This window comes from Mucilaginibacter lappiensis, from assembly GCF_900155965.1.
Lineage (GTDB): Bacteria > Bacteroidota > Bacteroidia > Sphingobacteriales > Sphingobacteriaceae > Mucilaginibacter > Mucilaginibacter lappiensis.
Map to the genome: position 1 here is coordinate 417,156 of NZ_FTMG01000003.1, position 26,610 is coordinate 443,765.

29 protein-coding genes are annotated in these 26,610 nt (G+C 42.5%); 17 read left to right on the forward strand and 12 right to left on the reverse strand.

Features of this window, described 5'->3' with window-relative positions:
* The first annotated feature begins 9 nt into the window (after positions 1-9).
* The 3 genes from BW976_RS09045 to BW976_RS09055 all read left to right on the forward strand — a co-directional run bounded on the left by BW976_RS09045 (position 10) and on the right by BW976_RS09055 (position 3,384).
* On the forward strand, positions 10-897 hold the full coding sequence (locus BW976_RS09045) for a helix-turn-helix domain-containing protein (protein ID WP_084192131.1): 888 nt from the start codon (positions 10-12) through the stop codon (positions 895-897).
* Between the two features lie 89 nt (positions 898-986).
* Entirely contained in the window at positions 987-2,027 is a 1,041-nt protein-coding gene (locus BW976_RS09050) for an NAD(P)-dependent alcohol dehydrogenase (protein WP_076372603.1), read from the forward strand.
* 541 nt (positions 2,028-2,568) lie between these two features.
* Positions 2,569-3,384 (forward strand): helix-turn-helix domain-containing protein, encoded by an 816-nt coding sequence (locus BW976_RS09055; protein WP_076372605.1) that lies wholly within the window; start codon positions 2,569-2,571, stop codon positions 3,382-3,384.
* A gap of 28 nt (positions 3,385-3,412) precedes the next feature.
* On the opposite strand, the gene BW976_RS09060 is transcribed toward BW976_RS09055, so the two are convergent.
* Positions 3,413-3,766 (reverse strand): nuclear transport factor 2 family protein, encoded by a 354-nt coding sequence (locus BW976_RS09060; protein WP_076372607.1) that lies wholly within the window; start codon positions 3,764-3,766, stop codon positions 3,413-3,415.
* 40 nt (positions 3,767-3,806) lie between these two features.
* Positions 3,807-4,988 (reverse strand): MFS transporter, encoded by a 1,182-nt coding sequence (locus BW976_RS09065; RefSeq protein WP_076372609.1) that lies wholly within the window; start codon positions 4,986-4,988, stop codon positions 3,807-3,809.
* Positions 4,989-5,235: 247 nt separating this feature from the next.
* Between BW976_RS09065 and BW976_RS09070 the strand changes: the two genes are divergently transcribed.
* A complete protein-coding gene (locus BW976_RS09070; RefSeq protein WP_076372611.1) occupies positions 5,236-5,646 on the forward strand; it encodes a cupin domain-containing protein in 411 nt (136 codons plus the stop codon).
* Positions 5,647-5,738: 92 nt separating this feature from the next.
* Here the strand turns inward: BW976_RS09070 and BW976_RS09075 are convergent, their stop codons facing one another.
* Positions 5,739-6,419, reverse strand: a complete 681-nt coding sequence (locus BW976_RS09075; protein WP_076372613.1) for a hypothetical protein — start codon at positions 6,417-6,419, stop codon at positions 5,739-5,741.
* A gap of 79 nt (positions 6,420-6,498) precedes the next feature.
* A complete protein-coding gene (locus BW976_RS09080) occupies positions 6,499-7,080 on the reverse strand; it encodes a Crp/Fnr family transcriptional regulator (protein ID WP_076372615.1) in 582 nt (193 codons plus the stop codon).
* 132 nt (positions 7,081-7,212) lie between these two features.
* Here BW976_RS09080 and BW976_RS09085 point away from each other — a divergent pair, with 132 nt between their 5' ends.
* Positions 7,213-8,010, forward strand: a complete 798-nt coding sequence (locus BW976_RS09085; protein ID WP_076372617.1) for a DUF4261 domain-containing protein — start codon at positions 7,213-7,215, stop codon at positions 8,008-8,010.
* 60 nt (positions 8,011-8,070) lie between these two features.
* Positions 8,071-9,147 carry a YncE family protein gene (locus BW976_RS09090; RefSeq protein ID WP_217696223.1) on the forward strand — a complete coding sequence of 359 codons (1,077 nt, stop codon included), beginning with the start codon at positions 8,071-8,073 and terminating at the stop codon, positions 9,145-9,147.
* A gap of 18 nt (positions 9,148-9,165) precedes the next feature.
* Here BW976_RS09090 and BW976_RS09095 read toward each other — a convergent pair whose 3' ends face one another.
* The 3 genes from BW976_RS09095 to BW976_RS09105 all read right to left on the reverse strand — a co-directional run bounded on the left by BW976_RS09095 (position 9,166) and on the right by BW976_RS09105 (position 11,001).
* Positions 9,166-9,582, reverse strand: coding sequence for a DUF1003 domain-containing protein (locus tag BW976_RS09095; RefSeq protein WP_076372619.1), 417 nt, complete (start codon positions 9,580-9,582; stop codon positions 9,166-9,168).
* 139 nt (positions 9,583-9,721) lie between these two features.
* Positions 9,722-10,255 carry a hypothetical protein gene (locus tag BW976_RS09100; RefSeq protein WP_139332253.1) on the reverse strand — a complete coding sequence of 178 codons (534 nt, stop codon included), beginning with the start codon at positions 10,253-10,255 and terminating at the stop codon, positions 9,722-9,724.
* Between the two features lie 68 nt (positions 10,256-10,323).
* Complete coding sequence (locus tag BW976_RS09105; protein ID WP_139332254.1) at positions 10,324-11,001, reverse strand: hypothetical protein; 678 nt, start codon at positions 10,999-11,001, stop codon at positions 10,324-10,326.
* Between the two features lie 303 nt (positions 11,002-11,304).
* Between BW976_RS09105 and BW976_RS09110 the strand changes: the two genes are divergently transcribed.
* Positions 11,305-11,979 carry a hypothetical protein gene (locus BW976_RS09110; protein WP_076372625.1) on the forward strand — a complete coding sequence of 225 codons (675 nt, stop codon included), beginning with the start codon at positions 11,305-11,307 and terminating at the stop codon, positions 11,977-11,979.
* A 155-nt stretch (positions 11,980-12,134) separates the two neighbouring features.
* On the opposite strand, the gene BW976_RS09115 is transcribed toward BW976_RS09110, so the two are convergent.
* Together BW976_RS09115 and BW976_RS09120 are read right to left on the reverse strand one after the other, a co-directional pair.
* The gene (locus tag BW976_RS09115; protein ID WP_076372627.1) at positions 12,135-13,394 is read right to left on the reverse strand and encodes an MFS transporter; all 1,260 of its coding nucleotides are present in this window, start codon (positions 13,392-13,394) and stop codon (positions 12,135-12,137) included.
* 39 nt (positions 13,395-13,433) lie between these two features.
* Positions 13,434-13,871 (reverse strand): MarR family winged helix-turn-helix transcriptional regulator, encoded by a 438-nt coding sequence (locus BW976_RS09120; RefSeq protein WP_076372629.1) that lies wholly within the window; start codon positions 13,869-13,871, stop codon positions 13,434-13,436.
* A gap of 228 nt (positions 13,872-14,099) precedes the next feature.
* Between BW976_RS09120 and BW976_RS09125 the strand changes: the two genes are divergently transcribed.
* From BW976_RS09125 to BW976_RS09155, 7 genes are all read left to right on the forward strand, one after another.
* Positions 14,100-15,002: a DUF2268 domain-containing putative Zn-dependent protease gene (locus BW976_RS09125; RefSeq protein WP_076372631.1), complete on the forward strand. Its 903-nt coding sequence runs from the start codon at positions 14,100-14,102 to the stop codon at positions 15,000-15,002.
* Between the two features lie 447 nt (positions 15,003-15,449).
* The gene (locus BW976_RS09135) at positions 15,450-15,842 is read left to right on the forward strand and encodes a group III truncated hemoglobin (protein WP_076372635.1); all 393 of its coding nucleotides are present in this window, start codon (positions 15,450-15,452) and stop codon (positions 15,840-15,842) included.
* A 42-nt stretch (positions 15,843-15,884) separates the two neighbouring features.
* Positions 15,885-16,787, forward strand: coding sequence for a glycoside hydrolase family 25 protein (locus BW976_RS09140; RefSeq protein WP_245834668.1), 903 nt, complete (start codon positions 15,885-15,887; stop codon positions 16,785-16,787).
* Between the two features lie 47 nt (positions 16,788-16,834).
* The gene (locus BW976_RS09145; protein WP_076372836.1) at positions 16,835-17,326 is read left to right on the forward strand and encodes a nuclear transport factor 2 family protein; all 492 of its coding nucleotides are present in this window, start codon (positions 16,835-16,837) and stop codon (positions 17,324-17,326) included.
* A gap of 73 nt (positions 17,327-17,399) precedes the next feature.
* Entirely contained in the window at positions 17,400-17,525 is a 126-nt protein-coding gene (locus BW976_RS29885; RefSeq protein WP_260170823.1) for a hypothetical protein, read from the forward strand.
* Positions 17,526-17,549: 24 nt separating this feature from the next.
* The gene (locus BW976_RS09150) at positions 17,550-17,888 is read left to right on the forward strand and encodes a DUF6265 family protein (protein ID WP_084192132.1); all 339 of its coding nucleotides are present in this window, start codon (positions 17,550-17,552) and stop codon (positions 17,886-17,888) included.
* 142 nt (positions 17,889-18,030) lie between these two features.
* Positions 18,031-18,372 carry a YciI family protein gene (locus tag BW976_RS09155; protein WP_076372637.1) on the forward strand — a complete coding sequence of 114 codons (342 nt, stop codon included), beginning with the start codon at positions 18,031-18,033 and terminating at the stop codon, positions 18,370-18,372.
* An 89-nt stretch (positions 18,373-18,461) separates the two neighbouring features.
* On the opposite strand, the gene BW976_RS09160 is transcribed toward BW976_RS09155, so the two are convergent.
* Positions 18,462-19,163 (reverse strand): head GIN domain-containing protein, encoded by a 702-nt coding sequence (locus tag BW976_RS09160; protein ID WP_076372639.1) that lies wholly within the window; start codon positions 19,161-19,163, stop codon positions 18,462-18,464.
* Positions 19,164-19,297: 134 nt separating this feature from the next.
* Here BW976_RS09160 and BW976_RS09165 point away from each other — a divergent pair, with 134 nt between their 5' ends.
* Positions 19,298-20,230, forward strand: a complete 933-nt coding sequence (locus tag BW976_RS09165) for a glutamate--tRNA ligase family protein (RefSeq protein ID WP_076372641.1) — start codon at positions 19,298-19,300, stop codon at positions 20,228-20,230.
* Here BW976_RS09165 and BW976_RS09170 read toward each other — a convergent pair.
* A complete protein-coding gene (locus tag BW976_RS09170; RefSeq protein WP_139332256.1) occupies positions 20,227-21,138 on the reverse strand; it encodes a polysaccharide lyase in 912 nt (303 codons plus the stop codon). The two genes, BW976_RS09165 and BW976_RS09170, sit on opposite strands and share 4 nt — an antisense overlap.
* Before the next feature lie 477 nt (positions 21,139-21,615).
* Positions 21,616-22,878: an aminotransferase class V-fold PLP-dependent enzyme gene (locus BW976_RS09175; protein ID WP_245834669.1), complete on the reverse strand. Its 1,263-nt coding sequence runs from the start codon at positions 22,876-22,878 to the stop codon at positions 21,616-21,618.
* A gap of 73 nt (positions 22,879-22,951) precedes the next feature.
* On the opposite strand from BW976_RS09175, the gene BW976_RS09180 reads away from it, so the two are divergent.
* Positions 22,952-24,394: an aminotransferase-like domain-containing protein gene (locus BW976_RS09180; protein WP_076372645.1), complete on the forward strand. Its 1,443-nt coding sequence runs from the start codon at positions 22,952-22,954 to the stop codon at positions 24,392-24,394.
* A 714-nt stretch (positions 24,395-25,108) separates the two neighbouring features.
* Positions 25,109-26,596, forward strand: coding sequence for a TolC family protein (locus BW976_RS09190; protein WP_076372649.1), 1,488 nt, complete (start codon positions 25,109-25,111; stop codon positions 26,594-26,596).
* Positions 26,597-26,610: the final 14 nt, after the last annotated feature.

Genomic DNA, 26,610 nt, shown 5'->3' on the forward strand with positions numbered 1-26,610 from the left:
ACTTTGCACATGTCAACGTCTGAGTTAATTCAAAACATCATTTATAGTCACGACACCATTACCAGCGAGGCTGTTCAGTTCAGGGTTGCAGAAATTTGCCAAAGCAGCTGCGAATTAAGTTCTTATAATCGTCGCGATTTCTACAAAATTACGCTGTGGCTGGGCGGCAGCAGCCAATTAAACTATGCCAAAAGAGCTATCAACATTGATAAACCCGCACTGATATTTACCAATCCGCTGGTGCCATATTCCTGGGATTGCGACCATGCACACAGCGTTGGATATTTCTGCCTTTTTACGGATGAATTTTTACAACCCGGCAACCGGATGGAAAGCCTCGAAGAATCAACCCTGTTTAAACCAGGCGGCGACCCGGTGTATTTCCTGGACGAAATGCAGATACAATACATCCGCGGCATCTTTAACCGTATGCTGCAGGAGTTTGACAGTGAGTATACTTACCGGTACGAACTACTGCGTAACCACCTCAACCTCATCATTCACGAGGCCATTAAAATGCAGCCGGCCATTGCTTACTTCACACCGCAGAATGCCGCATCGCGCATAGCTAAACTATTTTTGAGTTTGCTCGAAAAACAATTCCCGGTAGATTCGCCAAGATACATGCTGGCATTGAAAAAAGCCGGCGACTATGCCGATAAACTATCCGTACATGTGAATCATCTAAATGCCGCGGTACGCGAAATAACAGGCCGGTCGACCACCACCCATATTAACGATAGGATACTGGCCGAAGCAAAATCGCTGTTAACGCATACCGACTGGAGCGTTGCTGAAATTGCCCGCAGTCTCGGTTTTGATTACGCATCATACTTTAATAACTTTTTTAAAAAACATACAGGACTTACCCCTATGGCTTTGCGCAAAACTCTTTGAAAAGTATAATTATTACTTTGAAACGTTTAGCAGGCGTTCGGGCCATCCGTCATAACTTTGTTTAACGAAAACATAAAATCAACAGTATTATGATACAAGCAAAAGCGTATGCTGCTCAAACGCCTGAAACCGATCTGGCGCCATGGGATTTTGAACGCCGTGAGGTAGGGGCCCATGATGTACAGATAGAAATACTTTTCTGTGGTGTATGTCACTCCGATCTTCACCAAATTAAAAACGACTGGTTCCCGGGTATATTCCCGATGATACCGGGCCACGAAATTGTGGGTAGAATTGTTAAAGTAGGTGATCACGTTAAAAAATTCAAAGTAGACGAGCTTGCCGGTGTTGGCTGTATGGTTGACTCCTGCCAGGTTTGCGAGAACTGTAAAGACGGCCTGGAGCAATATTGCCTGGAAGGTAACACCCAAACTTATAACAATAAGGACAGAAGCGGAGTGCCAACTTATGGCGGCTACTCCAATTCTATTGTGGTTCGTGAGGAATTTGTGCTGCACGTGTCAGACAAATTACCACTGGCCGCAACCGCTCCTTTGCTTTGCGCAGGTATCACTACCTACTCGCCGCTTAAACACTGGAAAGTAGGCAAAGGCCATAAATTAGCCATTTTAGGCTTAGGTGGCCTGGGCCACATGGGGGTTAAATTTGGTGCAGCCTTTGGCGCCGAAGTAACTGTACTGAGTACATCACCATCAAAAGAAGCAGAAGCAAAAGCTTTAGGTGCACATCACTTTGTAGTTACCTCCGATCCGGAGCAGGTAAAAGCCGTTAAAGGATCCTTTGATTTTATTTTGGATACCGTTTCAGCTGAGCATGACATGAACATGTACCTGTCGTTATTAAGAACAAATGGCACGCTGATTGGCGTAGGTGTACCATCAGAGCCTTATTCTGTTAGACCATTTGCACTTTTGGCTGGACGTAAAAGTATGGCCGGTTCTGGTATAGGCGGCATTCCTGAAACTCAGGAAATGCTTGATTTCTGCGCCGAACACAATATCGTTTCGGATATTGAACTAATAGATATCAAAGACATCACGGCCTCCTACGAGCGCATGCTGAAAGGCGACGTACGTTATCGCTTTGTAATTGATATGGCAACTTTGTAATTGATTAACTACTAACTAAACTAAAAGCGCCTTTCCGGTTTCCCGGAGGGCGCTTTTTAATTATTAAATTACTGATTTAGTGATTTCTTCTTCCCCGTCAGCAATGCTTCGGCCGAAAGCGGGCAGAACAATGGTGGACTGTGCGGTTGCAAGGGCATTAGCAAACCTTGCCGAAGCAGGGGGAATGAGCGAACGAAGTAGAGGTAAGGTTTAGCAGCCCGTGGTTCTGTCAGCTTTGCAGGGCAAAGGCCTTATGCGCAAGAAGCATTTCTGGTGACAAGCGTTATTCGCTGTTGTTTGTTTTTTGGTGCTCATTATCTCGCTATGCTCGGTCTTGGTTACTTTGTGACTACAAAGTGACTGGCCCTCCCGCGGCCAAGAGCGGGTGTACGCCATATCAGCCGAAGAACAGATCCTTCGCTCCGCTCAGGATGACAAGATTGATTTGTAATGATGCCATTCCTCCCTAAAAAGAAGATCTCCACATAAGCTTCTGATAAAGAATCTACTTATATTTGTATATCAGCTGCTTAAAACAATAATGAATTACCGCCAGTTATCACCGCCCGATTACCTAAAAAGCTATATCCGCTATTTCTGGACGCTGGAAAGCGACGATGCGGATGTGTTTTCCCGGTCATTCAGAACGATAGCGGAGGGTTGCCCTGGGTTGATCTTTCAGTCGCCCGATAAAGGGCCCATGTACCAGTTTGATAAAAAACTGCCCCATATTTTTATATACGGACAATCAACCCGCCATGCCGAAATCCAGTTTGGTAACGTTTTCAGCACCATTGGCATTTGTTTTTTCCCCAACGCGCTCAAAACCATATTTGGCTTTGATGCCCATGAACTTACTGATGATTGTACCTGCCTGGACCTGGTAGCCCGCGAAGACGGCTTTTTACTGTCAGAACAATTACTCGAAGCCGGTTCGTTAGATCACCAGATGGAAGTATTATGCGCTTACCTGCTTTTCAAACTGCAAAAAAACACCCGATTTGAAGATGAGGCTATGCAATTTGCCATAACCCGCATTGTTCAAACCAAAGGAAATATTTCTCTTAAGGAATTACAGGAATATCTGCAGCTTTCGGAGCGGAGCTTTGAGCGTAAGTTTAAACAGTATGTAGGTATTTCGCCCAAGCTATTTTCCAGGATCTCACGTTTCCAGGCTACCTTAAATCAGATCCGCTTTGGCCAACATAACCGCCTTACCGATCTGGCCTATGCGAACGACTATGCCGATCAGTCGCACTTTATACGCTCCTTCAAAGAATTTGCCGGCTGTTCGCCCCTGCAATATCAAAAGCAATCCATGCAGCAGGTAGAGAATTTTTATGAGAAGGTGGTGTAAGCGCTACAGGTATTTTACAAACCAACACTTACTTCGCCTGCCCGTAATAGGCTTTTACCAGCGTAGCCTTGCCATTTTCGTCAAGAACGGCTACATCGGCCACCAGTGCCCCGGTTTCCCGTTTGTAAATAATGGTGATGCCGTCGGTTCCGCTCAACATATCTACAAACTCAAAATACAGATTAGGGGCCAGCTCCAGGCCTTTTAAAAAATGCGCCCTTAGCTTTTCTTTCCCGATGATCTTTCCATCAGCAATACCCCATCGTTTGGTAACCGTGAGGGAGTAAAACACAACATCATCTGTGTAGTGCGTCATGATCCGGTCAATGTCCCGTTTGTTCCAGGCATCTATCCAATCCAGGGCGATGGCTTGCGTATCCATTCGGTTTATTTATATAACATAAATATACGGGTTTTAGTCATTAAAATACTTCCACGAACTCTTCGGATACCGGGCTATTTTTAATCCTGCTATCATTTATTTTAAAGATCAGCCCGGCAAACAAAATACACACTCCAATAACACCCAAGGCCACCGGCAGTGTGAGTAACTGGGCTATAAAACCGATAAGTGCTGGCCCTGCCAGTATACCGGCATAAGCCATAGATGTAACCACCGGGAGCGCGTAGGCAGGCGAAAGCCCCGGCATATTACCCGCCGTTGAAAACAGAATGGGGATGATATTAGCACAACCCAGTCCCACCATCAGGAAACCTACCAAGGCTAAACTCACGTAAGGAAAACAAACAGCGATAATTAACCCCACCGAAGCGACGATGCTGCCCCATATCACCACTTTCAATCGCCCTACAGCAGCAATTACACTATCGCCTGTTAAACGCATGATAGCCATGGATACCGAGAACATGGCGTACCCTACACCGGCAAATTCGATACTTAAATGCCGATTATTGGTTAAAAAAACAGCACTCCAATCCAGCATCGCCCCTTCGGCCAGGGCCGATATAAAACAGATAGCACCCAGGATTAATAAGGCAGCCGAGGGTAACGTAAACCTTTTGCGGGTCTTATCTTGTGTTTCTACTGCGTCATCGCTCATTAGCCCGGTGAATTGCGAGTAAGTAATCAGCACGAGTAAAACAGATATAAAAATGATGGTACTCATAGCATCTAAGCCGGCTTTGAGCAGTAGCCCGAAACCCAGCGAACCTACCAAACCGCCTATACTATATAAACCATGAAAAGACGACATGATATGTTTTCCATACGCTCGCTGCACTTTGATGGCCTGCGCATTCATGGCCACGTTAATTCCCCCGGTTGATGCCCCGAAGATGAGCAGGCAAATACTCATTTGATAGGTATGATCCAGAATCAACAACAAGGGCAGTATTGCCGCGATCAAAGTGCCCGAAACCACGATAACCCGTTTACTCCCGAACCGGGTAACCAGTTTACCTGTAAGCGGCATGGTGATCATAGCACCTACACCAAAAAACAATAGTAAAAGCCCCAGGCTTCCATTATCCAGTCCGAGCCTTGCTTTGGCTAAGGGTACCAGCGGCGCCCAACTGGCCACACCCAAACCGCAAACTAAAAACATTAAAGAATTGGCTATTCTGGCTTTTCTAAGATCGCTCATTATTCAGTTTTTAAAGGTGATTGAATTTTACATTGCAATATTATGCAATATAAAGCAAATTATTGCATTAATGTGCAATTATTTGCAATTAACTGCAATTTAAGGCACAGAATCAATTGCAGAGAAACAGAGCAGATTCAAACAAGGAAACGACCAATTCGGCTTCCTGATTGTCCATTTACCCAACTTAGTGGTTGAATGGAGGCCACATTAAACACAACTTTGTACTATAAAACAACACAAAATCATGGAAACAAAAAAAGAAATACTTGCCGGCATCATTATTATAGCTGCACTGACCTTATTAACCATCTCAACTTCCGCCTCAGCTCAACAGCAGGGCGTTAAACGTAACGATCTGCAGCGTCATGATCTCAGCATCCCCGGGTACGAAACCGTACAGGCACGTATCGACTTTGAACCCGGAGCACTGGCCATCAAACACAAACACCCCGGCGAAGAGATCATTTATGTACTGGAAGGTTTACTGGAATATCAGGTAGCCGACAAACCACCTGTAACATTGAAGGCTGGTGAGGTACTGTTCATTCCGGCTGGCACTGTTCACTCAGCCAAAAACGTAGGCACTGGCAATGCCAAAGAACTCGCCACTTATGTAGTTGAAAAGGGGAAACCTTTGGTTGTACCGGTTAACTAAGTACACTCCTGTTGTTAATGCAGCCCCTCGCTACTACAAACGAAACGTCTACAGTAGCGAAGGGGCTATTTTTATCCTGCACTAATTTGCAATTAATTACTTTTAGTCTGCAACAATCGTCTTATCGTAACTAAATGAGCGAAAAACACAGTCGGAACTATAAAGCCGGGCAGCCATACAAAAGGGAAATAGAACAATGCAACACTAGGCTGATCAAATGCAAACTGCTGAAAAGGAAGAGGTGCCGATAATACCGCGGTAACCACAATATTGGCCAGCAATAATAAACAGATAACATTCCAGGCCAGGAGTACTTTTGGGCTGAGCATTAGCTTAACGTAACCAAAATACCAAATCAGGGGCGCGGTTAATCCGCAAAGTATATCAAAGTTCCGGCCCTCAAATGTCATCACTTGCGGTATCACTTTGTGTAGGTACAGCCCATATAAAACCAGCTCAACCAGTATCCTGACCACATGGAGCAGGGTTAATATTTTTACATCAAAGCTGTCTATTGCCCTCAGGCTCTTTTTTATAAAAAACAGCACAATCACAAACACCGCCGGTGGCATCAGTAAAAGGGCAAACCTAGGCGGCACCCCGCTGGTTACCGTATAAAAACCGGATAAACTGACAACGGCCTGTAGTGCCAGCCATAACAGCGTAATGATCATTACCCATTTTGAATAATGAGTAGCTTTGTATAACAGCCACAAAGTAGTAATAGCGCCAAGCGCGAATACTATATAGATATCAATTGGTAAGTGTTCCATTGTTTATTTATTTTATGAAACAAAGGAAACTAAATAAAAACCGCCCCATCTTGCCAATTGGCAAGAAATGAACATCTTGCTATTTCTTTGAAAATTCTTTCCGAATCCTGCTGAGCGATGTATCGGTAATACCCAGGTACGAGGCTATGCTTTTTAAAGGTGCCTGCTGAAATATCTCGGGATTATTTTTTAGCAGATGCACGTAGCGTTCTTCGGCTGTTTCGGTGATCATAAACAGCATCCGGTTTTTCAGCTCCGAAAACCCTTTCACCAGTACCCATCTGCCAAATTCCCTAAACTCTGGCAGTGCATGAAAAAGCTGATTGAGCTGCTCGTAAGTAATATACCAGCCCTCGCAATCTGTTAACGCCTGGATATTTTCTTTTGACCGGGTACGGCTAAAAAAAGAGGAAATCTCTAATATGATCTGACCCGGCGAACAAAAACCTGTGGTAACCTCATTGCCTTCGGTATCGTGTGCAAATGTCCGCATATAGCCTTTTTCAAGGAACAGGTATTGGTCACTTATTTTCCCGGCTGCTAAGTGAAATTGATTTTTAGGAATGGCTTTGTGGCTAAATTGCTGGGCAATTCCTTGGGCCGAGGATAACGAAACCAGGTTGGTATTCAGCAAAAACGTGAGGAGTGTTTCTTTATCCATAAAAACGATACTAATCAGGTAGCTAATATACCAAAACCGTTACTATAGGCTTGGTCACTACACGAAAACGGGTATTAAAAATCATATAATATTGGTAACTTTCGGGTAAATACCAATCAGCGAATATCGACAATGAGCCTGTTTAACTTTTTCAAGAAAAGCCCCAAAGAACCTAACCTTCCTGAACAGGAAAGTAATATTTTACTGGCCATGCCCATGTTTAACAATGGCGATGGCTATGATGTTAATAAAATAATAGCAGACCTTGCATCTCACTGGGCTTTAGATGCCGCGGATATTGAGGGTGATGACAATGTTATCAGTTTCAGGATCAATGGAGAAAAAGTAATCATTGCCCATATGCCTATACCAATTCCCTGGGCCGATATCGAAGCTACCGCTCAATATGCCTACAACTGGTCAAAAGCAACAGAAGAGCTTAAAGAACACACAGGGCATGCCATAGTATCCATCCTGGCAGGATCAGGAAACTCTTTAGAAAGATTCAGCATTTTAAGTAAAGTACTATGTTCTATACTCCATACATCCAACGCTGTTGCAGTATATAAGGGCAGCCAATCGTTACTTATTCCCCGAACACAATACCTATCCTACAGCGAGCTGCTTGAAAAAAATGATATACCTGTTATGTTATGGGTTTACATTGGGCTCAGAAAGTTAAATACAGGAAATTGCGCCTACACCTACGGTTTAAAAGATTTCCAGAAACAGGAAATGGAGATCATTGATTCGGCCCAAGGCTTGGAGGAATTATATAACTTTATGTTGAATATCACATCCTATGTTATTGATCATAATGTTACTTTGAAAGATGGCGAAACAATTGGCAGTACCCCCGAGCAAAAAATAGCTATTACCTTTTCAAAGGGACAGTTTGTAGAGGGCGACTCCCTCAAACTTGAAATATAAAATGGAAAGTATTAATATAAATTAACAAATCATCACCTGTTTCTTCAATCTGTGAATCCTATGAACAAAGCAGTGCACAACCCGATCTCTAAAATTGTAAAACTCAACATAACCAAATTACTTACGGTAAGCTTTTTATGTATACCCTTAGTTTTTGCTGCAAATAGATGTGCCGCACAATCAACGCCAATACGCTCGCTGCTTGCGCTTTCCAAAGGCGATCATATCCTGGCCATCATTGACCCAGTTAGTCTGAAAGTTATCGCACGCGTACCGGTAGGTTCCGATCCGCATGAGGTTGTTGCCTCGGCTGATGGAAAAACGGCCTATGTTTCGATCTATGGCGGCGGGAGCCTGCATGAACTCAGTGTGATTGATTTGGTTGCTCAAAAGCCCCTGCCCTCTTTGGATACCAGGCCGCTTATGGGGCCGCATGGATTAACGTTTGCCAACGGTAAAGTATGGTTCACCGCAGAGGGTTCTAAAGCCGTTGGGACTTATGATCCGGCGACTGCTAAATTCGACTGGGCCATGGGAACCGGCCAGAACAGAACGCACATGATCTATGTAACCCCTAATGGAAAAAAGGTTTATACTACCAACGTTTCGTCAGCAACGGTGAGTATTTTGGAAGATAGTCTGCTCAAACCCGCAGCCCATCCGGCAGGATTTACACCTCCTGCACATCGTGACTGGGTACAAACCATTATTCCGGTGGCTAAAGGCTCTGAGGGTTTTGACGTATCGCCCGATGGCCGTGAATTGTGGACAGCAGGTGCCGACGACGGAATCATTTCCATCATTGATATCGCCGCCAAAAAATTAATCGGGAAAATCGACGCGAAAGCCGTAGGCGCCAACCGGCTTCAGTTTACCCCGGACGGCAAGCGCGTACTGATTACCAGCCTCAGAACCGGCGATCTGTTTATTTACGATGCGGCATCGCACCAGGAATTAAAGCGTGTGAACACCGGGCATGGTGCTGCAGGTATCCTGGTAGACGCTGACGGATCACGCGCCTTTATTGGCTGCACCGGCGACAACTATGTAGCCGTGATAGACCTCAAAACCTTAACCGTAACCGGCCATATTGATATACGCGGTGCTGATGGCCTGGCCTGGGCGGTTCGGCCGTAGCCTGTGCAGATTACTCAATTATTTTTTATCCATTTTTTCGAGCAATGCCAGAATTTTATCAAGCTTATCCGCTTCAATAGCGTTTAAGCGCAGTTGTAGTTCTTCAATTTCTTTTTTGGCTTCCACATTGGTATTGAAATCTTCATTGGCCTGCACCCGGTCGCGTTCATTCTGGCGGTTTTGGGCCATCATAATAATCGGAGCAGCGTATGCGGCCTGGGTAGAGAATAATAAGTTTAATAAAATATAGGGATATGGATCCCAGTGCGACACAATAGCCACCACGTTGAGCGCCATCCACACGACAACAATGATGGTTTGAATGATGATGAATCGCCATGAACCCATGCCGGTTGCTACAGAATCAGCCAGGCGCTGGCCGAAGGTCATGGACTCTGTATGTCTTTGATGCCAATTTTTTTTACCGTTTATCATTTTTTAAGGGGTTAAACTTTGTATGATAAATATAAAAAATTAATTGGCAGGAGCAGAAGTACGTTAGATGATAAAAAATGCTGTTACGAATACCTTAAACATCCTGCTTCAGGTCTTCGTAACAGAAATAAACATAGGTTTAATAGCCATTATTCACCGTTAACGGATAGGTATCAGCGGCACCTTGTACGCCGGTTCCTGTAGTCAATGTTTTGGTTAAAACAACCGGTTGGGTTATGGTGACATGATATTTCCCGCTTGCGTCTACGGTTACATCTGCTGTAGCAGTAGTGCTGCCTGAATCATATCTGGTAGAACCCGTGTTAACTGCTGTACCAATTTGGCATTGCACATTTATTAGTTTAGTACCTGGGCTGTTTAATACAAGGGTGGAAGTTGTTATGGTATATTTACCGGCACCAAGGGGGTTCCAGGTAAAAATTAAAGCGCTGCCCGAATAGGCGCCTTTATCCGCGCCATCGGTGGTGGTAACTACCATTACATTAAAAGCACTGTTACTGGTTTGCGAAGAGGCCCCTCTGTTATAGGTATAGGCTCCAAATTTCCAATTGCTGTCGCTGTTGGTAACTGGGGTGGTATCCTTTTTTTTACTACAAGAAAATACGCTAAATACAAATAAGCATATTGCTGTGATTAATGCAATTTTTTTCATGGTTTGATTGATTTTTAATTGATGGATAATAAATATGTTCATAAACCCTTTCGACAACAGGTGAATAATTACGGTTTGGATGGTGTAGTCAGAAACACCCTTTCTCCATTTTTAAAGGACGAAACAGCATCAAAGTTGATGGATTCTGAAACCCCGTCTTGGTCATAAGCAACCCTGCCCTGCCCTTCATTGATAAATACGCCTGTTCCATTTGTATTGTCGATATTGATGATGCCGTAGGTAACGTTTTTTAAACTCGTACCATCTTTTGTTCCGGATAGCAGGATCCCAAAATAGGCATACTTGCTTTTATCGGCAGAAACTGACTTTACCTTTCCGTAAACGGTAAAATTATTTCCGCTTCCCGAAATAGCCGTTGTAATGCTGGTATCCGCAGCATTGAGAAAGAATTTCCCAACTAATTTTATCCCAAAGTCGCTGGTACTTTGCTCAAAAAACTTAACGCTGGCATCATGAAAAACCTGACCGGTATAGTCGGTTTTGATATTACTATTTTTCAATATTAATGGTGCAATACGAAAAGCGCCCTCTACATTAGGCGGGGTTGTACCCTGGTTTACGACCAAGCCTAATTTTGCCAAGGTATCAATGTATTTCTGAGGCAGGATATCCGATATTTTTTTATTTAAAATATCTTGAGGACTTGGATTTACTTTATCACTTTTTGAACAGGAGATTACCATCATTGCAGATAGCAAACACAATAGAGCTAAGAAATTTTTCATAGGTAAATGAATGAGGATGATGTATAATATTTAAATGTCCTAGGGAGGAGTTCAAAATTATACATGTTCCTACAATGCATCCATACCTACATTCTGGTATTTATTTGTACCGGTTTTTAAGGTATTGGCCGGTGGCTGGTGTTATCCGCTACCGCAAGCGTCCCGATTATGGTCATCGTGATGGTAAGTGCAAATCAGTCTATCTTAAATACCACAAGCGGGATGCTTGCCGCGGCGAGGGAAATTTATTCATCATTTTTTTATAAATATATTATCTTTATTGAGTCAGATGAAACCTAAGTTATGAAACCTAAACAGACGTGTTACATGTGCAATGAACCAGCTACTTCAAAGGAACATGTTCCTCCGTTATGTTTATTTCCTGAAGAAAAAGACACTCCTAATTTAAACTTTAGAAAGAATCTGATTACGATTCCTTCTTGTGATAAGCACAACGGAAAAAAGTCACAAGAGGATGAATATTTGATGGCCAGTTTAGCCGGTGTTGTTGGAAATAATTATTTAGCGTTACACCATACAAGAACCAAAGTCAAAAGAGGACTTGATAAAAGCGGGATTATTTATGAAGATTTGGTACTTACTGCACCTCAAAAAGCTGCAATCAAACTTTCAGATGGAAAAACTCACGAGGTGTTTTTAGGTTTGGTGGATAATCATCGTTTGGAAAACTGCTTTAAACATATTGCATTTGGACTATATTATCACGAGTACAAAAAGTCATTTATTGGCAATTATATAATTGTTATTGACTTTGTTAATGATTTTAATGCTAACTACGAAACAGACAAAGCTAAAATAAAGAAAATATTCGACTTGCAATCGGTAAATTGGGAAATAAAAGGAGAAAATCCTGATGTGTTCAAATATCAGTTTGGTGAGCCAGATGAATTCGGTACTGCAGCAAAAATGACCTTCTACGGAGGATCTGACGTCTATATAGCATTTAAAGAAGCATAAAATGGGTATTTAAAGTCCCCCCCGCTGCCGCAAGCGTCCCGCTTGTGGTCATCGTGATGGTAACTGTACATTAGACTATCTTAAATACCATAAACGGGACGCTTGCGGTAGCAAAAGTTTGTCTTATATCTTGATTCTTAACTCTTGATTCTAACTCAACTAAGCGTATTAATAGGTTGTTGTTCCAGCGTATGTACGGTATCTTTCTGAAGCTGGGTTTTGCGCAGGAAACGGAAGTGCAGCAGGCCGATGATGAGCGCTACTATACCTTCCAGCATTACGGTATCGGCCGTACCTATCCATTGCGATACGGAACCTACCAGCAAACCACCTAGCGGCTGCATCCCAAAAAATGCCATGGCGTAAAAGCTGATCACCCGGCCGCGCATATCCGGCGCTACCGTAGTTTGTATCAGCGTATTGCTGATGGTGATCTGCGACATCATCCCGAAACCGGTAACCGCAGCAAACAGCAAAGCCAGCGGGTAACTGGGCATATGCGAAAAGATGACCAGTCCGGCGCCAAATATCAGGGTGTTAACTGCCAGTATCTTTTTAAGGTTATGGCCAGGTTTAAGCGAGGCCAGGTAAATAGCTCCCGAGAAAGCACCCAAACCTATCAAACTATCCAAAACCCCAAATGTGGATGCTGTACCTTTAAAAATATCCTTGGCGTACACCGGTATCAGTGTACTAAAGGGCAATACCAGTAAACTAATAGCGGCCAGCATAATGAGTATAGATTTGATGGATGGCGTATTGCTGATATATACAAAACCCTCCTTGAGCTCCGAAAAGATATTTTTATCGTGCTTCTTGCTTTCCATTTTAGGTAAGCGCATCATCAGTAAGGAACCTATTACAGCTATAAAGCTGATGGCATTGGCCCCAAAGCATACCGTATCGCCAAACTTTTCCAGCACCAGTCCGGCTATCCCCGGACCAATAAGTCTGGACAGGTTAACCATGGACGAATTAAGTGCCAGGGCATTGGGCAAATCGGCTTTGTTATCCACCATTTCATACACCAATGATTGCCGGGCGGGTACATCAAACGCGTTGATAAGACCCAGTACAGCACTCAGGGCGATAATCTCCCATACCACATAATGCCCCCAGAATATCAACGCGGTAAGTAACAAAGCCTGTATCATGGATGCCGCCTGGGTAGCCAGCAGTAAACGGTAACGGTTATAACGGTCGGCAGTTACACCACCCAAAAACGAGAATAAAAACGACGGGAACAAGCTGGCAAACAAAGTAAGTCCCAGCATAAACTCTGAGTGGGTAAGCGAGTAAATAACCCAGCTCACCGCGGTTTTCTGCATCCAGGTACCTACTAATGATATAGACTGCCCGGCAAAATACAACCGGTAATTACGACTCTTAAAGGCATTAAATGTGCTTATATTCATCGGGTATCTAATTAGTGAATTAGTGATTTCTTGCTACTCTTAATCAAAATCAACTAATTTGGTTAGGGGGGCAATGGCCAGTTTTAACAGTTCTTTTTCCTCGGCGGTACAGGTAGCATCCAATGCTTTGTTGAGCCATTCGTTGCGCTCGTTGCGTACCTGATATAACAAGTCGCGGCCAGAATCTGACAGGCTGATAATAACCTTGCGCTTATCTGTTTCAGAAATACGCCTTTTAATGAGATTCATCTGCTGCAGCTTGCTCAATATTTGCGACATGCTTTGCGTGGTGATCTTTTCCATGGTAGCCAGTTCATTGGGCAGCAATTCCTGGTGCTTATCCAAAAGGGCGATGATGGAACGCTCGGTGAGCGACAGCTTATCGGCCGAGGATGATTGTTTCCGCAATTTCTTGATCAGCCGCGTTACCACGGTACGCAGCTCAGAGGCCAGCAGGGTATCTTTTTGCTCTGTCATAATTCATTAAGTAAACTTATAAGTTTACCTTACAAAGGTAGAAATTGTTTTATCTGCTTAAAGTCATAAAGAAACGGACAACTTCCCCAATTAGTTCTATAATAAACGCGTCATTGCTTCGTTCCTCGCAATGACGCGTTGAGAAAAAAAAAGCCTTAAATAATTCAATCAAAAAATGCAACCATTCCCTTTTCCGTTGCGTCTTGCATACAAAACTATTATCTCACCATGCATCAACACCTTAAACCCATTATCCTCAGCTCCCTCCTACTCGGTTTTTACATACATAGCTTTGCACAAAGCGGCTTCTCCAACTCGCCCGACAGCGCCCGCTTTGTAACCGGCGATATCGACAATTTTTGGAAAGCTTTTGATCATTTTAAAAAAGACACCTCCATTAACACTTTTGGCAAAGAATATATCGACATCGGTAGCGATGGCGTAAAGGGTTTTACCCCTTACCGTATCCGAAGTGCCGATAACTTATACAAAATGGTCAAAAAACGGCAAGCTGATTATGAGAAAGTAAGGACCAGCACCCTGCGCATAAAAGAAAAGGAAAAACAATGCCGCAGTACCTTTTATGCTTTAAAATATCTGTATCCCCTGGCAAAATTTCCTCCGGTTTATTTTGTGATCGGGGCATATAATTCGGGCGGAACTTCCGGTGATCAGGGTTTATTTATTGGTGCCGAAATGCAAAACAATATTGATGGCCTGCCGGGGATTGTAGCCCATGAGCTAATTCACTTTCAACAAAATTTAACTGGCGAAAACCCAACCCTGTTACAGCAAAGTATAATAGAAGGCAGCGCCGATTTTATAGGCGAACTGATATCCGGAACACGTGGCGACGATGCCGCGAACAATTATGGGAATGCGCATACCGACCGGCTTTGCAAAGAGTTTGTGTCCATCATGAACGGCACCGAGCGTAACGATTGGCTTTACGGAACTTCCAAAAAAGACGACCGCCCCAACGACCTGGGCTACTGGATGGGCTACCAGATCACCGCCCACTATTACGCTAAGGCTACGGATAAAAAACAGGCCATTTATGACATCCTGAATATTAAGAATTACACCGTTTTCCTGAAAAAAAGTGGGTATCTGGATAAGTATTTGAAGTAAGCGGCTATCACCTCACCCGGTCATAGCTGCATTTAACTATACCAAACTTCGCCACCCGGTGTCCCAATAAATTTTCGTACATTGTATAAATCACAGCCCGCTGCTCTTTTACCCAGAGCAGCGGGCTGTTTTATTAAGGACAAAAGCAGGCCAAAAACCGACCGCTTTTCGTGTATTAAATTAACAATCAAATACTTAATACTTTTTAAAGTTTTCAAAACGTATTAAAATCGTGTTAAAATTTGTTAAAAAGTGTTAAAATGAGGGTTTTCGAGCAGTTTTCGACGTCTTTTACCCCGTTTTTGAGCAGAAAAGTGTTAAAATTTAAGGTTTAAAAAGTTTTTGAAGTGGCTTTCGGTCCTATTATCAGAAAAACAGATCTATCAAAAATTACTTCGACGTTAAATATTTGTCGACACAAAACCACATTTTTGTAGCGCGTAAAACATGAAGCCCAAGCACGATATAACCACCCTGGATGATATCAAACTACTGGTAGATACTTTTTATACCCGGGTAGCTGCTGATGCCCTGCTGGCTCCCATATTTACCGAGCGCCTGGGCGGGCACTGGCTGCCGCATCTACAAAAAATGTACACCTTTTGGCAAACCGTATTGCTGGAGCAATACACTTACAATGGGGCTCCTTTTCCGCCTCATGCCAACTTACCGGTGGATGAGCAGCACTTTGAGGCATGGCTTAACCTGTTCTCGGCCACGGCAGATAGCCTGTTTCTGGGACCAAAAGCAGATGAGGCCAAGTGGCGCGCAGGTAAAATGGCTCAGATGTTTCAGCTCAAAATAGCCCATATCAAAAATAACCCGCGCAATATATTATAGCGGAGTGATGGGCTTATCGGGGCATTTTTGTAAATTTGCAGCGTGTCACCTACCGAGAAAAAAGTTACCGAAATCCCAAACCCCTTTGTCCCGGTGAAAAAAAAAGCTCCTGCTAAAAGAAAAACCGCAACTCAAAAGAAAAAGGAGCAAAAAAATGTCATATACTGGCGAATAGCCATAGCCGGATTACTGCTCATCCTGCTTTCGCCCTTTTACTACGGTTATGTATTGCGGAGTTTTAGCGCCACCTGGCGCTGGGTATTGGATATTGGGCAGGATACCCGCTATCGCACCTATAAAAATTTTAATGTACGTATCCCGGCAGGTTTTACGGTTCACGGTATTGATGTATCATCGTACCAGGGCAAAATAAACTGGCAAAAGGTAAAAGCCATGAATGATGATGATGTACACGTCACTTTTGCCTTTATTAAGGCTACAGAGGGCGTTTTAAGTGTGGACCCCTATTTTCAACGTAACTGGCGCGAAGCACCTAAAGCCGGGATCATATGCGGAGCCTATCATTACTTTCTGCCGCAGAAAAGTGGTGTCTGGCAGGCCAGGTTCTTTCTGCAAACCGTAAAGATAGAAAAAGGCGATCTGCCCATGGTGGTTGATGTAGAACAGCTTTACAGAACAGCTCCCGCCAAAATGCGCGAGCAACTGACGTCCTTTATCAATCATATTGAAAATAAAACAGGTGTCAAGCCCATTATTTATACTAACATCAGCTTTTACCAGGATTATCTGCAAGGCTATTTTGATGATTATACACTTTGGATAGCGCACTATTATCAGCCGGTGTTAAATATCAGCAACAAAACCAACTGGCAGTTTTGGCAACATTCTGATAAAGCGCGCATCAATGGTATCAATCAAAAAGTTGATTTTAATATATTCAGGGGTGATAGCACCGCTTTCCGGAAATTGCTCATCAGTCAATGATTTTTTGTAACGGGGAAGCAGCTACAAGCGTCAATAAAATAAAAACCATGAAAACACCGACATACCGTTTCCTGATAGCTATAGCATTTTTACTATCCTGCATATTTTGGGGCAATAATGTACAAGCCCAGGCCACACAAAAACATGTGGACCAACAGTTGTACAATACCATTTTACATATGGATAGCGTTTGTTTTGATGCCTATAATAACCATGATATACAAACGTTAAAAAAAGTATTTTCTGAAAACTTAGAGTTTTATCATGACTTAGGCGGCCTCACCAATTATGAGCAAAACATCCAGGCTTTTGAAAGAATCTTCGTTCAAAATAAAGTCTCAGGTATGAAAAGAGAGCTGGTGAAAGGCAGCCTGGAAGTTTATCCGATTAAAGACTATGGTGCCATTGAGGTGGGTATGCACAGATTCACCCATATGGAAAATGGAAAAGAAGTAGTTGGCCTGATGAAATTTTTACACGTTTGGCAATACAAAAACAATGAGTGGAAAATTACCCGGATAATCAGCTACGATCATTGATATAAACTAAGGACTAAACAATTGCTTATTACGCCTTATCTTTATAAATGAAATAACCTAAGTCATCCTGTATATGAAGAAGTTCCTGCTGATCCTCATCATTTCAAACGTATCATCTGCCTACCTATGCTTCGCACAGCATACTGGTACGCCTCATTCTCAGCTTAAAAAAGCTGCCTGGCTATTAGGTAACTGGTAAAACAAAACACGAAGGGGTATAACTATGGAGAGTTGGAAAAAACTGAACGACTCTACCTATCTGGGTAAAAGTTACCAATTAAGTGGGCTGGATACCTTATCCGCCGAAGACGTCCGCCTGGAAGAGCATCATGGTAACCTGTATTATATCCCTACCGTTAAAAATCAAAATGATGGCAAGCCGGTAATTTTCACCATGACCACAGTATCGGCCGATGGTTTTGTTTTTGAGAATCCAGAACACGACTTCCCTCAAAAGATCACGTATAACCGCATGAGCAAAGACAGCGTGGCGGCCGAAATTTCTGGGACATACAAAGGGAAACAACGCGCCATCAAATTTCCGATGGGCAGGGTCAAATAAGTTGTATCCAGAGATCATACAGCCCCCAGCGTACTGCATTTTCATAATTTATTTTTTTTCTAAATGGGTGTCCAATTGGTGAAAGTCCGCTTGATATGGTGGTATAATTCATTAATCAGAAAACCATTAAAAATTAAAAAAAATGAAAGAGTACGCATTAATTTTCAGACATGAAGACGGCCAAAAAGTGGCCTCACCGGAGCAAATACAAATCTGGATGAAACAAACCATGGATTGGATAACCACCATTGCAGCCAAAAACAAATTTGTAAGCGGCACCGGGTTACCCTTTGATGACGCCCGGGTTGTGCATGCCAACAAAACAGTTACCAATGGACCTTTCGGCGAAATCAAAGAAACCATAGGGGGCTACATTATTGTAAAAGCTGATACCGTTGACGAGGCCGTTGAATTTGCAAAAGGCTGTCCTGTTTTACAGGGAGAAGGAAATACCGTTGAGGTTAGGACAATTGCCAATCACTAACCATACCGTTAATTTGGCAGACTTACCCAAAACAGAAAAACCGTTAGCGCCATGCCAACGGTCTTTCTGTTTCTATAAAATAAGGGATATTAATTTACTTTATTCACCCTGCCCGAGCCGGTGTATTTGGTATCGGCTATGGTAGCGTTTCCGGAGTAGGTTACACCTCCAGAACCGGTAATACGTGCGGATACGGTTTTGTTAGCGATGATAGAAATACTACCTGAGCCACTGATAGTAGCCGCAAGGGTTTCTGCAGTTAAGTCCCTGCCATTGATCTCGCCCGAACCGCTAATACGAAATTCAGCCTCGTTGGTACTGCCTTTAAGGTGAATACCTCCTGAACCGCTAATGCGCGTTTCTAAAGTGGATGCTTTTACGGCAACACGCATATTACCTGACCCGCTGAGTATTACTTTAACATTTTGACCGGTTAATACACCATCCAGATCCAGGTTGCCAGAGCCACTATTAGCTAATGCGCTGAGCGATTTGGCAGTAACATAAATATCACCCCGTTTAATGTTATGATTGCGTAACGAGAAGTTATTACGGAAGCCTATTTTTAAAACACCGCCTTCAACCTCGGTTTTAACGTCATTTATTACATCGTCATCAATGTCCAGACGAACGCTTTCGGTACCGGTAATTTTAATATGTACATTAAAAGGGCCACCCGATTCAATGCTGCTAAAGCCTGATACGGATCTGGTTTGCCCGCTTTGGGCGAAGCTATTTAAAGTCAGCATGGTCATGGCTGATACAAACAGGATAAAGATTTTTCTTTTCATAATTCGATTGTTTTTTAGAAGACGTTATATTTTGGCAAATAGTTGCAATAAATAATAAGGGATGGATATTTTCTTTCCGGAACAGGTTTTTGTATTATTTTGGATGAAGTTAGTATATAAAGTTCAGAAAATAAATGTCAGGCCAGCTTATCCATTTTAATAAAACCCGTATAGCACCTACGCCAAGTGGCTTTTTGCATTTGGGTAATATAATGTCATTTGCCCTTACCGCTGCACTGGCAAAGCAGCACGGGGCCAAAGTGTTGTTAAGAATTGACGATATCGATCAGACCCGAACTGATGAAAAATACATACAGGACATTTTTGACACACTGCACTTTTTAGAAATACCATGGGATGAAGGGCCTCGTAATGCCGAAGAGTTTAAGGATAGCTACTCGCAAATACACAGGCTGTCGCTCTACCTGGAGGCTATTGAACAATTAAAGGATAATGGAGTAGTGTTTGCCTGCACATGCTCCCGCAAACAGCTTGCAAAAGAAGCCTGCACTTGTTTCGACCGTAAAATCCCCCTGGATACCAAAGACGCAGCATGGCGCTTCCATACTCATAAAACCCGGGAGTTAAGCATTCGAGGCTACGACGGACAAACCATTACTACCATTTTACCGGCGGATATGCAAAATTTCGTGATCCGGAAAAAAGACGGGTTTCCGGCCTATCAGCTTACTTCAGTCATAGACGATCTGCATTATGGGGTTGATCTGATCATCCGCGGGCAGGATCTTTGGTCGTCTACTTTGGCCCAGCACGAACTAGCACTGGCTTTGGGTAAAAACGAGTTTCTGGATATTACTTTTTATCATCATCCTTTACTTACAGATGAGCTGAGCCAAAAACTTTCCAAATCGGCTGGGGCAACTTCTGTACTTTACCTGCGCCAAATCGGAAAAACCCCAGCTCAAATTTATACCATGATAGCAGGGATACTGGGGTTGGATATGGTCATCAACAACTGGGAACATCTAGCCGAAGTAATACTATCTTCTTATAAAAATAGCCCTACCCCACTAATTAGCGGAGCAGGGCCAAATGTTCAAATTTAGTTTGTGCTTATGCGGTGCACACTAAGGTTATCATAATAGATATAATCAGTAGTACTGGCTGTCCAATAGTCCTGACTCCCGCCTCTGAATGTGTGCCAGGTTAACTGGTCTATCATTCGTTTAGAGTCGTTGGTTGTCCACCGGATATCCTGGTCGAGCACAACAGTACCGTCAATCACGATCTGTGCGTGGCCATTGGTATTACTGCCCGTATTACTTTTAATGTATAAATGTACATGATACCATTGGCCTTTAACCAGGGCGCCGCTTGATGGATATGATTTACCAAAGGTATCGCCAAAGTTGTTTCCTGATGACGGGCCACCATTCATATCCTTATAATAAAGATATGGCTGAAAATAAACCCGGTTTGGATTGGAATCAGGCGAATACCACATTAACCGCAAGGTTCCGCCGTTACCGTCCCAGGCAGCGTCGCCGCCCGTGTTATGTTCGCCAATACCAAAACCAAAGCCTACTTTACCGCCACGGCTCCAATTAAACTGGCTATGGAATTTTACATCGTAGTCCATTTCATAGGCTGAACCTGCACCAATGCTGGTATTAGTCACCAGGCCGCCAGCGCCGGAAAGCTGACCAGGCAGTAGCGTAATGCGGCTGCCTACCGTGTTATCCTTACCGTTGGTAGTGTAAGCACGATCATTCCATGAACTGGTGTTCCCCAAATCGGCATTGGCTTGCGCCTGAGTGTAAGTAGCGCCGTTGGTACGGTTGTTCCAGTCCATCGCAAAGGTGCTATTGACCGCGTCTACAGCCAGGTTTGGGCCGTTTACAACTGGTTTGTCATTAACATTGTTTGGTGCATTCGCTCCCTTTTTGCAGGAGGTAAGCGAGAGACCGATAAGCATGATAGCTGCTGCTCCCGATCTTAAAACGTTCTTTTTCATAATACAGGTTTTAAATGATAAATTGGTTATAGTTAAAAGTTGATGATTTGCTGCAGCGGTTTTCAACTGTAAAACTCAAGCTCATTTATCTGCTTTTGTAAGGTTAAAGCGGATATAAATGAAATGTACAAGCATGGCAATGCCCTGCGAAATGTGTTACTTTTTCAATTCCGTTAAATTTTTAATTAATAATTTATTGATGTATTTATTGCGGTTTAAGCTCCAAATGAGTACTGACTTCCATTTGGTTAATTGATTATAGTACAGGCAATAAGCACTGTAACATCCTATCAAAACTATTTAACTAAAAGATAATATTGCAACAATTTGCCGATTTTATTTGCGCAATCGTTTTCGTAAAATACACTGTAACAACATCACTTAAAGTTAATTACAACAAAAAAGCCCGGAAACTATTGACTAGTAACCAGGCAGATATTGAATGGCGGGCAGATATCTATTTTTAGTATTATACTGCTATAATACTCCTTTTAATAATTCGTTCTTCTCTGCCTCGGTTATCATGATATTTATTAATACCCGGCACATAGCATCGATCTCTTCTTCTGTATTGTAATAATGTACCGAAGCTCTTACTACACTGCTTAATTGATACCTGTTCATATAAATAAGTGTTGATTTGGCTTTACCTACTGATACGTTGATCCGCTTTTCGGCCATTTTGTTTTTTACGGTTGCGCTATCCATTCCCAGTACTAAAAAGGTTACAATACCACATTGCTGATCGCCTTTATCGTGAACTCTTATACCGTCAATTCCCTCTAATTGTTTGCGCATGGAGGCGGCCAACTGCTGTATACGGGGCCAGGTACGCTGTACACCAATATTTAGTATATATTCGATGGCTTTACTAAAGCCTAAAAAAACAGCTTTATTCTTTTCTGTAAGCTCAAAGCGCCTGCAATCGTTTCTTATTTCGTAATCATTTTCTGAAACCCATTCTGCGGTGAAACCATCCATCAGTATTAATTTCAATTTATTCTGAACTTCTTTTCTGACGTACAAAAAACCGGTTCCACGGGGTGCGCGCAAGTATTTTCGCCCGGTTACCGCAAGCATATCACAATCTATTTCCTGTACATCTACCGGAAGCTGCCCAATACTCTGACAAGCATCAACCAGATATAATATCTGGTGCTTGCGCGCTATCTTCCCTATTTCAACAACCGGGATAATGGTACCCGCTGTTGATGCTATATGTGTAATAGCGATCAATTTAGTCCTGGGCGAAATAGCGTACTCCAACGCCTGTACCGGGAAATTACCCTGCTCATCGGTTGGTATCACAATTATCTTTACACCATGGGTTTTCTGCGCATTTATAAACCCCATTAAATTGCTCAAATATTCCATCTCCGAAGTAATGATCTCATCGCCCGCATTAAAAGTAATGCCATTAAATACCACACCCCAGGCCATACTTGCATTCTCCATAACCGCAACTTCATCCCTGTTGGCATTGATGAGTTTTGCAATCAGATCATAAGTATGCTCCATTTCTTTTTCATACTTATCTTCGGTTTCATAACCGCCATGAGTTGCCTCTTCCTGTAAGTAATTGATCACTGTTTCAACAACTACGTCGGGTGGTAAAGAAGAACCTGCATTGTTGAAGTGTATTCTTTCGGCAGTTCCTTTAGTTTCAGCCCTTAACTGCTGTATTTCCTGTGGACTTAATGGTGTAATTTCCATAGCAAGTAATTGAATAATTTTTATCATACAAAGTAATGGCTCAGATTAATAACAAAACAGATGCAGAATTATTAATTTTGGACATAACAGATTATATTAAATGGGAACAACAACCGTTTTTACCGATAATGAATTTTTATATGCCAGGATCTCCGGTCGTATTGAAAAACAGATTAGAGAAGGCCTGCTCAAAACCGGCGACAAGCTGCCCTCGGTACGCGCATTAAGCCAGGGACAAAATATCAGTATAAGCACGGCCTTTAAAGCCTATGTTGAACTGGAAAACATGGGCATGATTGAGGCCCGGCCAAAATCTGGCTATTATGTCCGGTTTTCTCCATCGCAATTAACCAGAGCTCCGGAAAGTAAACCGCCTATAAAAAGTCTGGAGCAGACTAATGTAAGTGAGCTGATATCCATGGTTCATACCAATATGACCAAAGAAAGTGTTTTACGCTTATCTCAATCTGCACCTCATTTAAGTTTGATACCTGTATCAAAACTTAGCCGCTCTATGATGGAAGCTCTGCGTAAAAACCCATCTGCCGGTACCAATTATGAGTATGGTCAGGGAAATATTTCTTTACGTAAACAGATAGCTAAGAATGCCTTTAACTGGGGTAGCCATGTTACCGAAAATGATGTGGTAACCACTCATGGTTGCATGGAAGCCCTGCTATTTTGTTTGCGGGCTGTTACCCAGCCGGGCGATACCGTGGCGATAGAAAGCCCTACTTATTTTGGTATATTCAATGTGATGCTAAGCCTGGGCCTTCATGTACTGGAGATTCCTGTTGATCCGCGTAATGGTGTGGATATAGATTATTTAGCTCAGGCTATAGATAAAGTAGCTATTAAAGCCTGCCTTTTTATACCCAACTTTAGTAATCCGGTAGGTAGCTGCATACCCGACCATCGTAAGCAACAATTGGTTACTCTACTGAGCAATAAACAAATACCTTTGATAGAAGATGACATTTACGGAGAGATTTATTTTGGTAAGAGCAGACCCCGTACTTGCAAAAGCTTTGATACCGAAGGCTGGGTAATGCTTTGTTCTTCTGTTTCCAAGTCAATTGCTCCGGGTTACCGGGTTGGGTGGTGTATACCCGGCCGCTTTAAAGATCAGGTCATTAATATCAAAATGATGCATACCGTAACATCAACCACGCCTACACAGGCAGCTATTGCCTTATTCTTTGAAACCGGGCGGTATGATTTACACATGCGCAAACTTCGTAAAGCCCTGCATACACAATGCCTAAGGTACACCCAAGCCATTACTACATATTTTCCGGCAGACATTAAAATAAGCCAGCCCCAGGGAGGTTATACTTTATGGATTGAGCTTAATAAAAAAATTAACGCATTGGAACTTTATCAGGCAGCCATAACTCAAAACATCAGTATTGCCCCGGGGCAAATATTTACTACGGACGCCCGGTTCACCAATTTTATACGCATCAGCTTTGGGATACCTTTTGACGACGAGGTAGGACGAAGTTTTGAGATACTGGGCGAATTGATCAGGAAATTGGGATAATCTGTTTGTATTTCAGTTATTATTTTTTGTATCTAAATATTTACAAAATAGTTTATAGTTAAAACTGTATTTTTACAACAATTAAAATTGTATTTTGAAATCGCGGAAACAAATCATAAGGCAATACATTGTTTTATCACTTTTAGTGATATACCAGGCTGCATCTTTGATCCATATCGCGTCTATGCCTAGATTCTATACCCAGATCAACAAATCCCTGTCATCTTCAAGTATAGATCTTCTTCATAAAAATCAAAGCGCGGGTAATGCAAGGATACTATTTCAACGAGGCATCGAAAACAATCGCAAAGCTTTAATAACTCCTCCGGATAAGATTTTTGTTTTTATTTTATCATTTTTTTTAGGCGGCCTCATCTCGCTGGCCATAATTAAAAAGCGCGACACTTATTTAAGTCAGCCGGGTATTCTATCGCCAAGTTCTTATCTGAGACTGTGTACGCTTAGAATTTGATCCACTCCTGCTATTTCTTCCCATAATTAATTGAAACATCTGATTGATAGAAATTTCAATTTATGATATGCCCGTATTTTCATTTTTGGAAAATAACGTGTCTGTCTCAACTCATTCATTTGGTTTTTAAAATTTGTTGCTCATAAAACAAGCAGGAAAAATTATCAACCGAAACATCTCCTGATAAAACTAAATATAGCTGAATAAAGCATTTAGTAAATGCACAAACAATATGTTTTAAAATGAATAAAATACATTTTAATATAAAACGCAACCTTTCCGTTGTAATCGCGGGTATGTTATTTTTATCTTTAAGCGCCCATGCGCAAAATGGTAAACGGAAACCCAAATCGTTCCCCGTTCCGGATAATATCCCGGATACCAATAAAGTTGGCTTTCCTGTTATGCCCAATGCTACAAACCCAGGCAACGGTGGCGATCAGTATCTAACATTGAAACAGTGTATCGATTACGCTTTGATCCATCAGCCAGCGCTGAATAAATCGCTGATCAATGTCGATATCGCCAAAACAACCAACGCTATTAATTTATCGGCTTGGTTGCCGCAGGCCAATGCCAATGGCAATCTCATCCATTATATACAGCAGTCCAATGCCAATATTTCAACAGGTGTAGGTACTGGCGGTAGCACCACAGGCAGTACAGGTACAAGCACCGGCTCAACCAGTAATGTCCGGTCAAGTTATTCCAATACATTTATCCCTGAACTGGCCATTACACAGGCCATAGTAAGTCCTAATTTATTATATGCGGCTAAAACTGCCCCCCTGCTGGTTAAACAGGCCCAGCAAATAACCGATAGTACTAAAATATACCTGGTATCGGCAGTGAGCAAGTCGTTCTATAACGTATTGCTTACCTTGCAGCAGATCAACGTTTTAAAAGAAGACACCACCCGCCTGGGTAAAAATCTTCGTGATACCTATCATCAATACAAAGGAGGGATTGTAGACGAAACAGATTATCTGCAGGCCACTATTACCCTCAACAATTCCAGGGCTCAGCTCAAACAGGCCAACGAGAACATTGTCCCTCAATATGCAGCATTAAAACAGCTCATGGGTTACGAGCCCGCCAAGGATTTCAATGTAAGTATCGACACGGTACAAATGATGAATGACATCCAGATCGATACTACACGGCAATTAGAATATGAAAAACGTATAGAGTATCAACAGATCAAAACCCGGAAAGATCTGCAACTTCAATTAAGCAGCTATTACAGGTATCAGTTTTTACCCACTGTATCCGGATTTTTTAACTACAGCGCTCAGTTCGCGAACAATAATTTTCCGAGTCTCTTATCCAAAGCCTACCCAAGTTCGTTGGTGGGCCTATCGATCAGCATACCCATATTTACCGGTTTTGCCCGTTTGCATAATTTGCACAAATCGCATTTACAAGAGCAACTGATTGGTTGGGACGAAGCAGATTTGAAACTGCAATTACATAAAGAGTACGCCACCGGATTAGCCGATTACAGAAGTAACCTTTACAACTTTAATATTCAGCAAAAAAATGTGGCCATGGCCAAACGGGTTTACTTTGTGGTCGACCTCCAATACAAACAGGGCATTGTGGCTTACCTGAATGTTATAACCGCCGAAACGAACTTAATTACCGCAGAAATAAATTACACCAACGCGCTGTTCCAGCTGCTTTCGAGCAAAATTGATCTGGAAAAAGCAATGGGAGATATTACTTATTAATATAAAAAACAAAC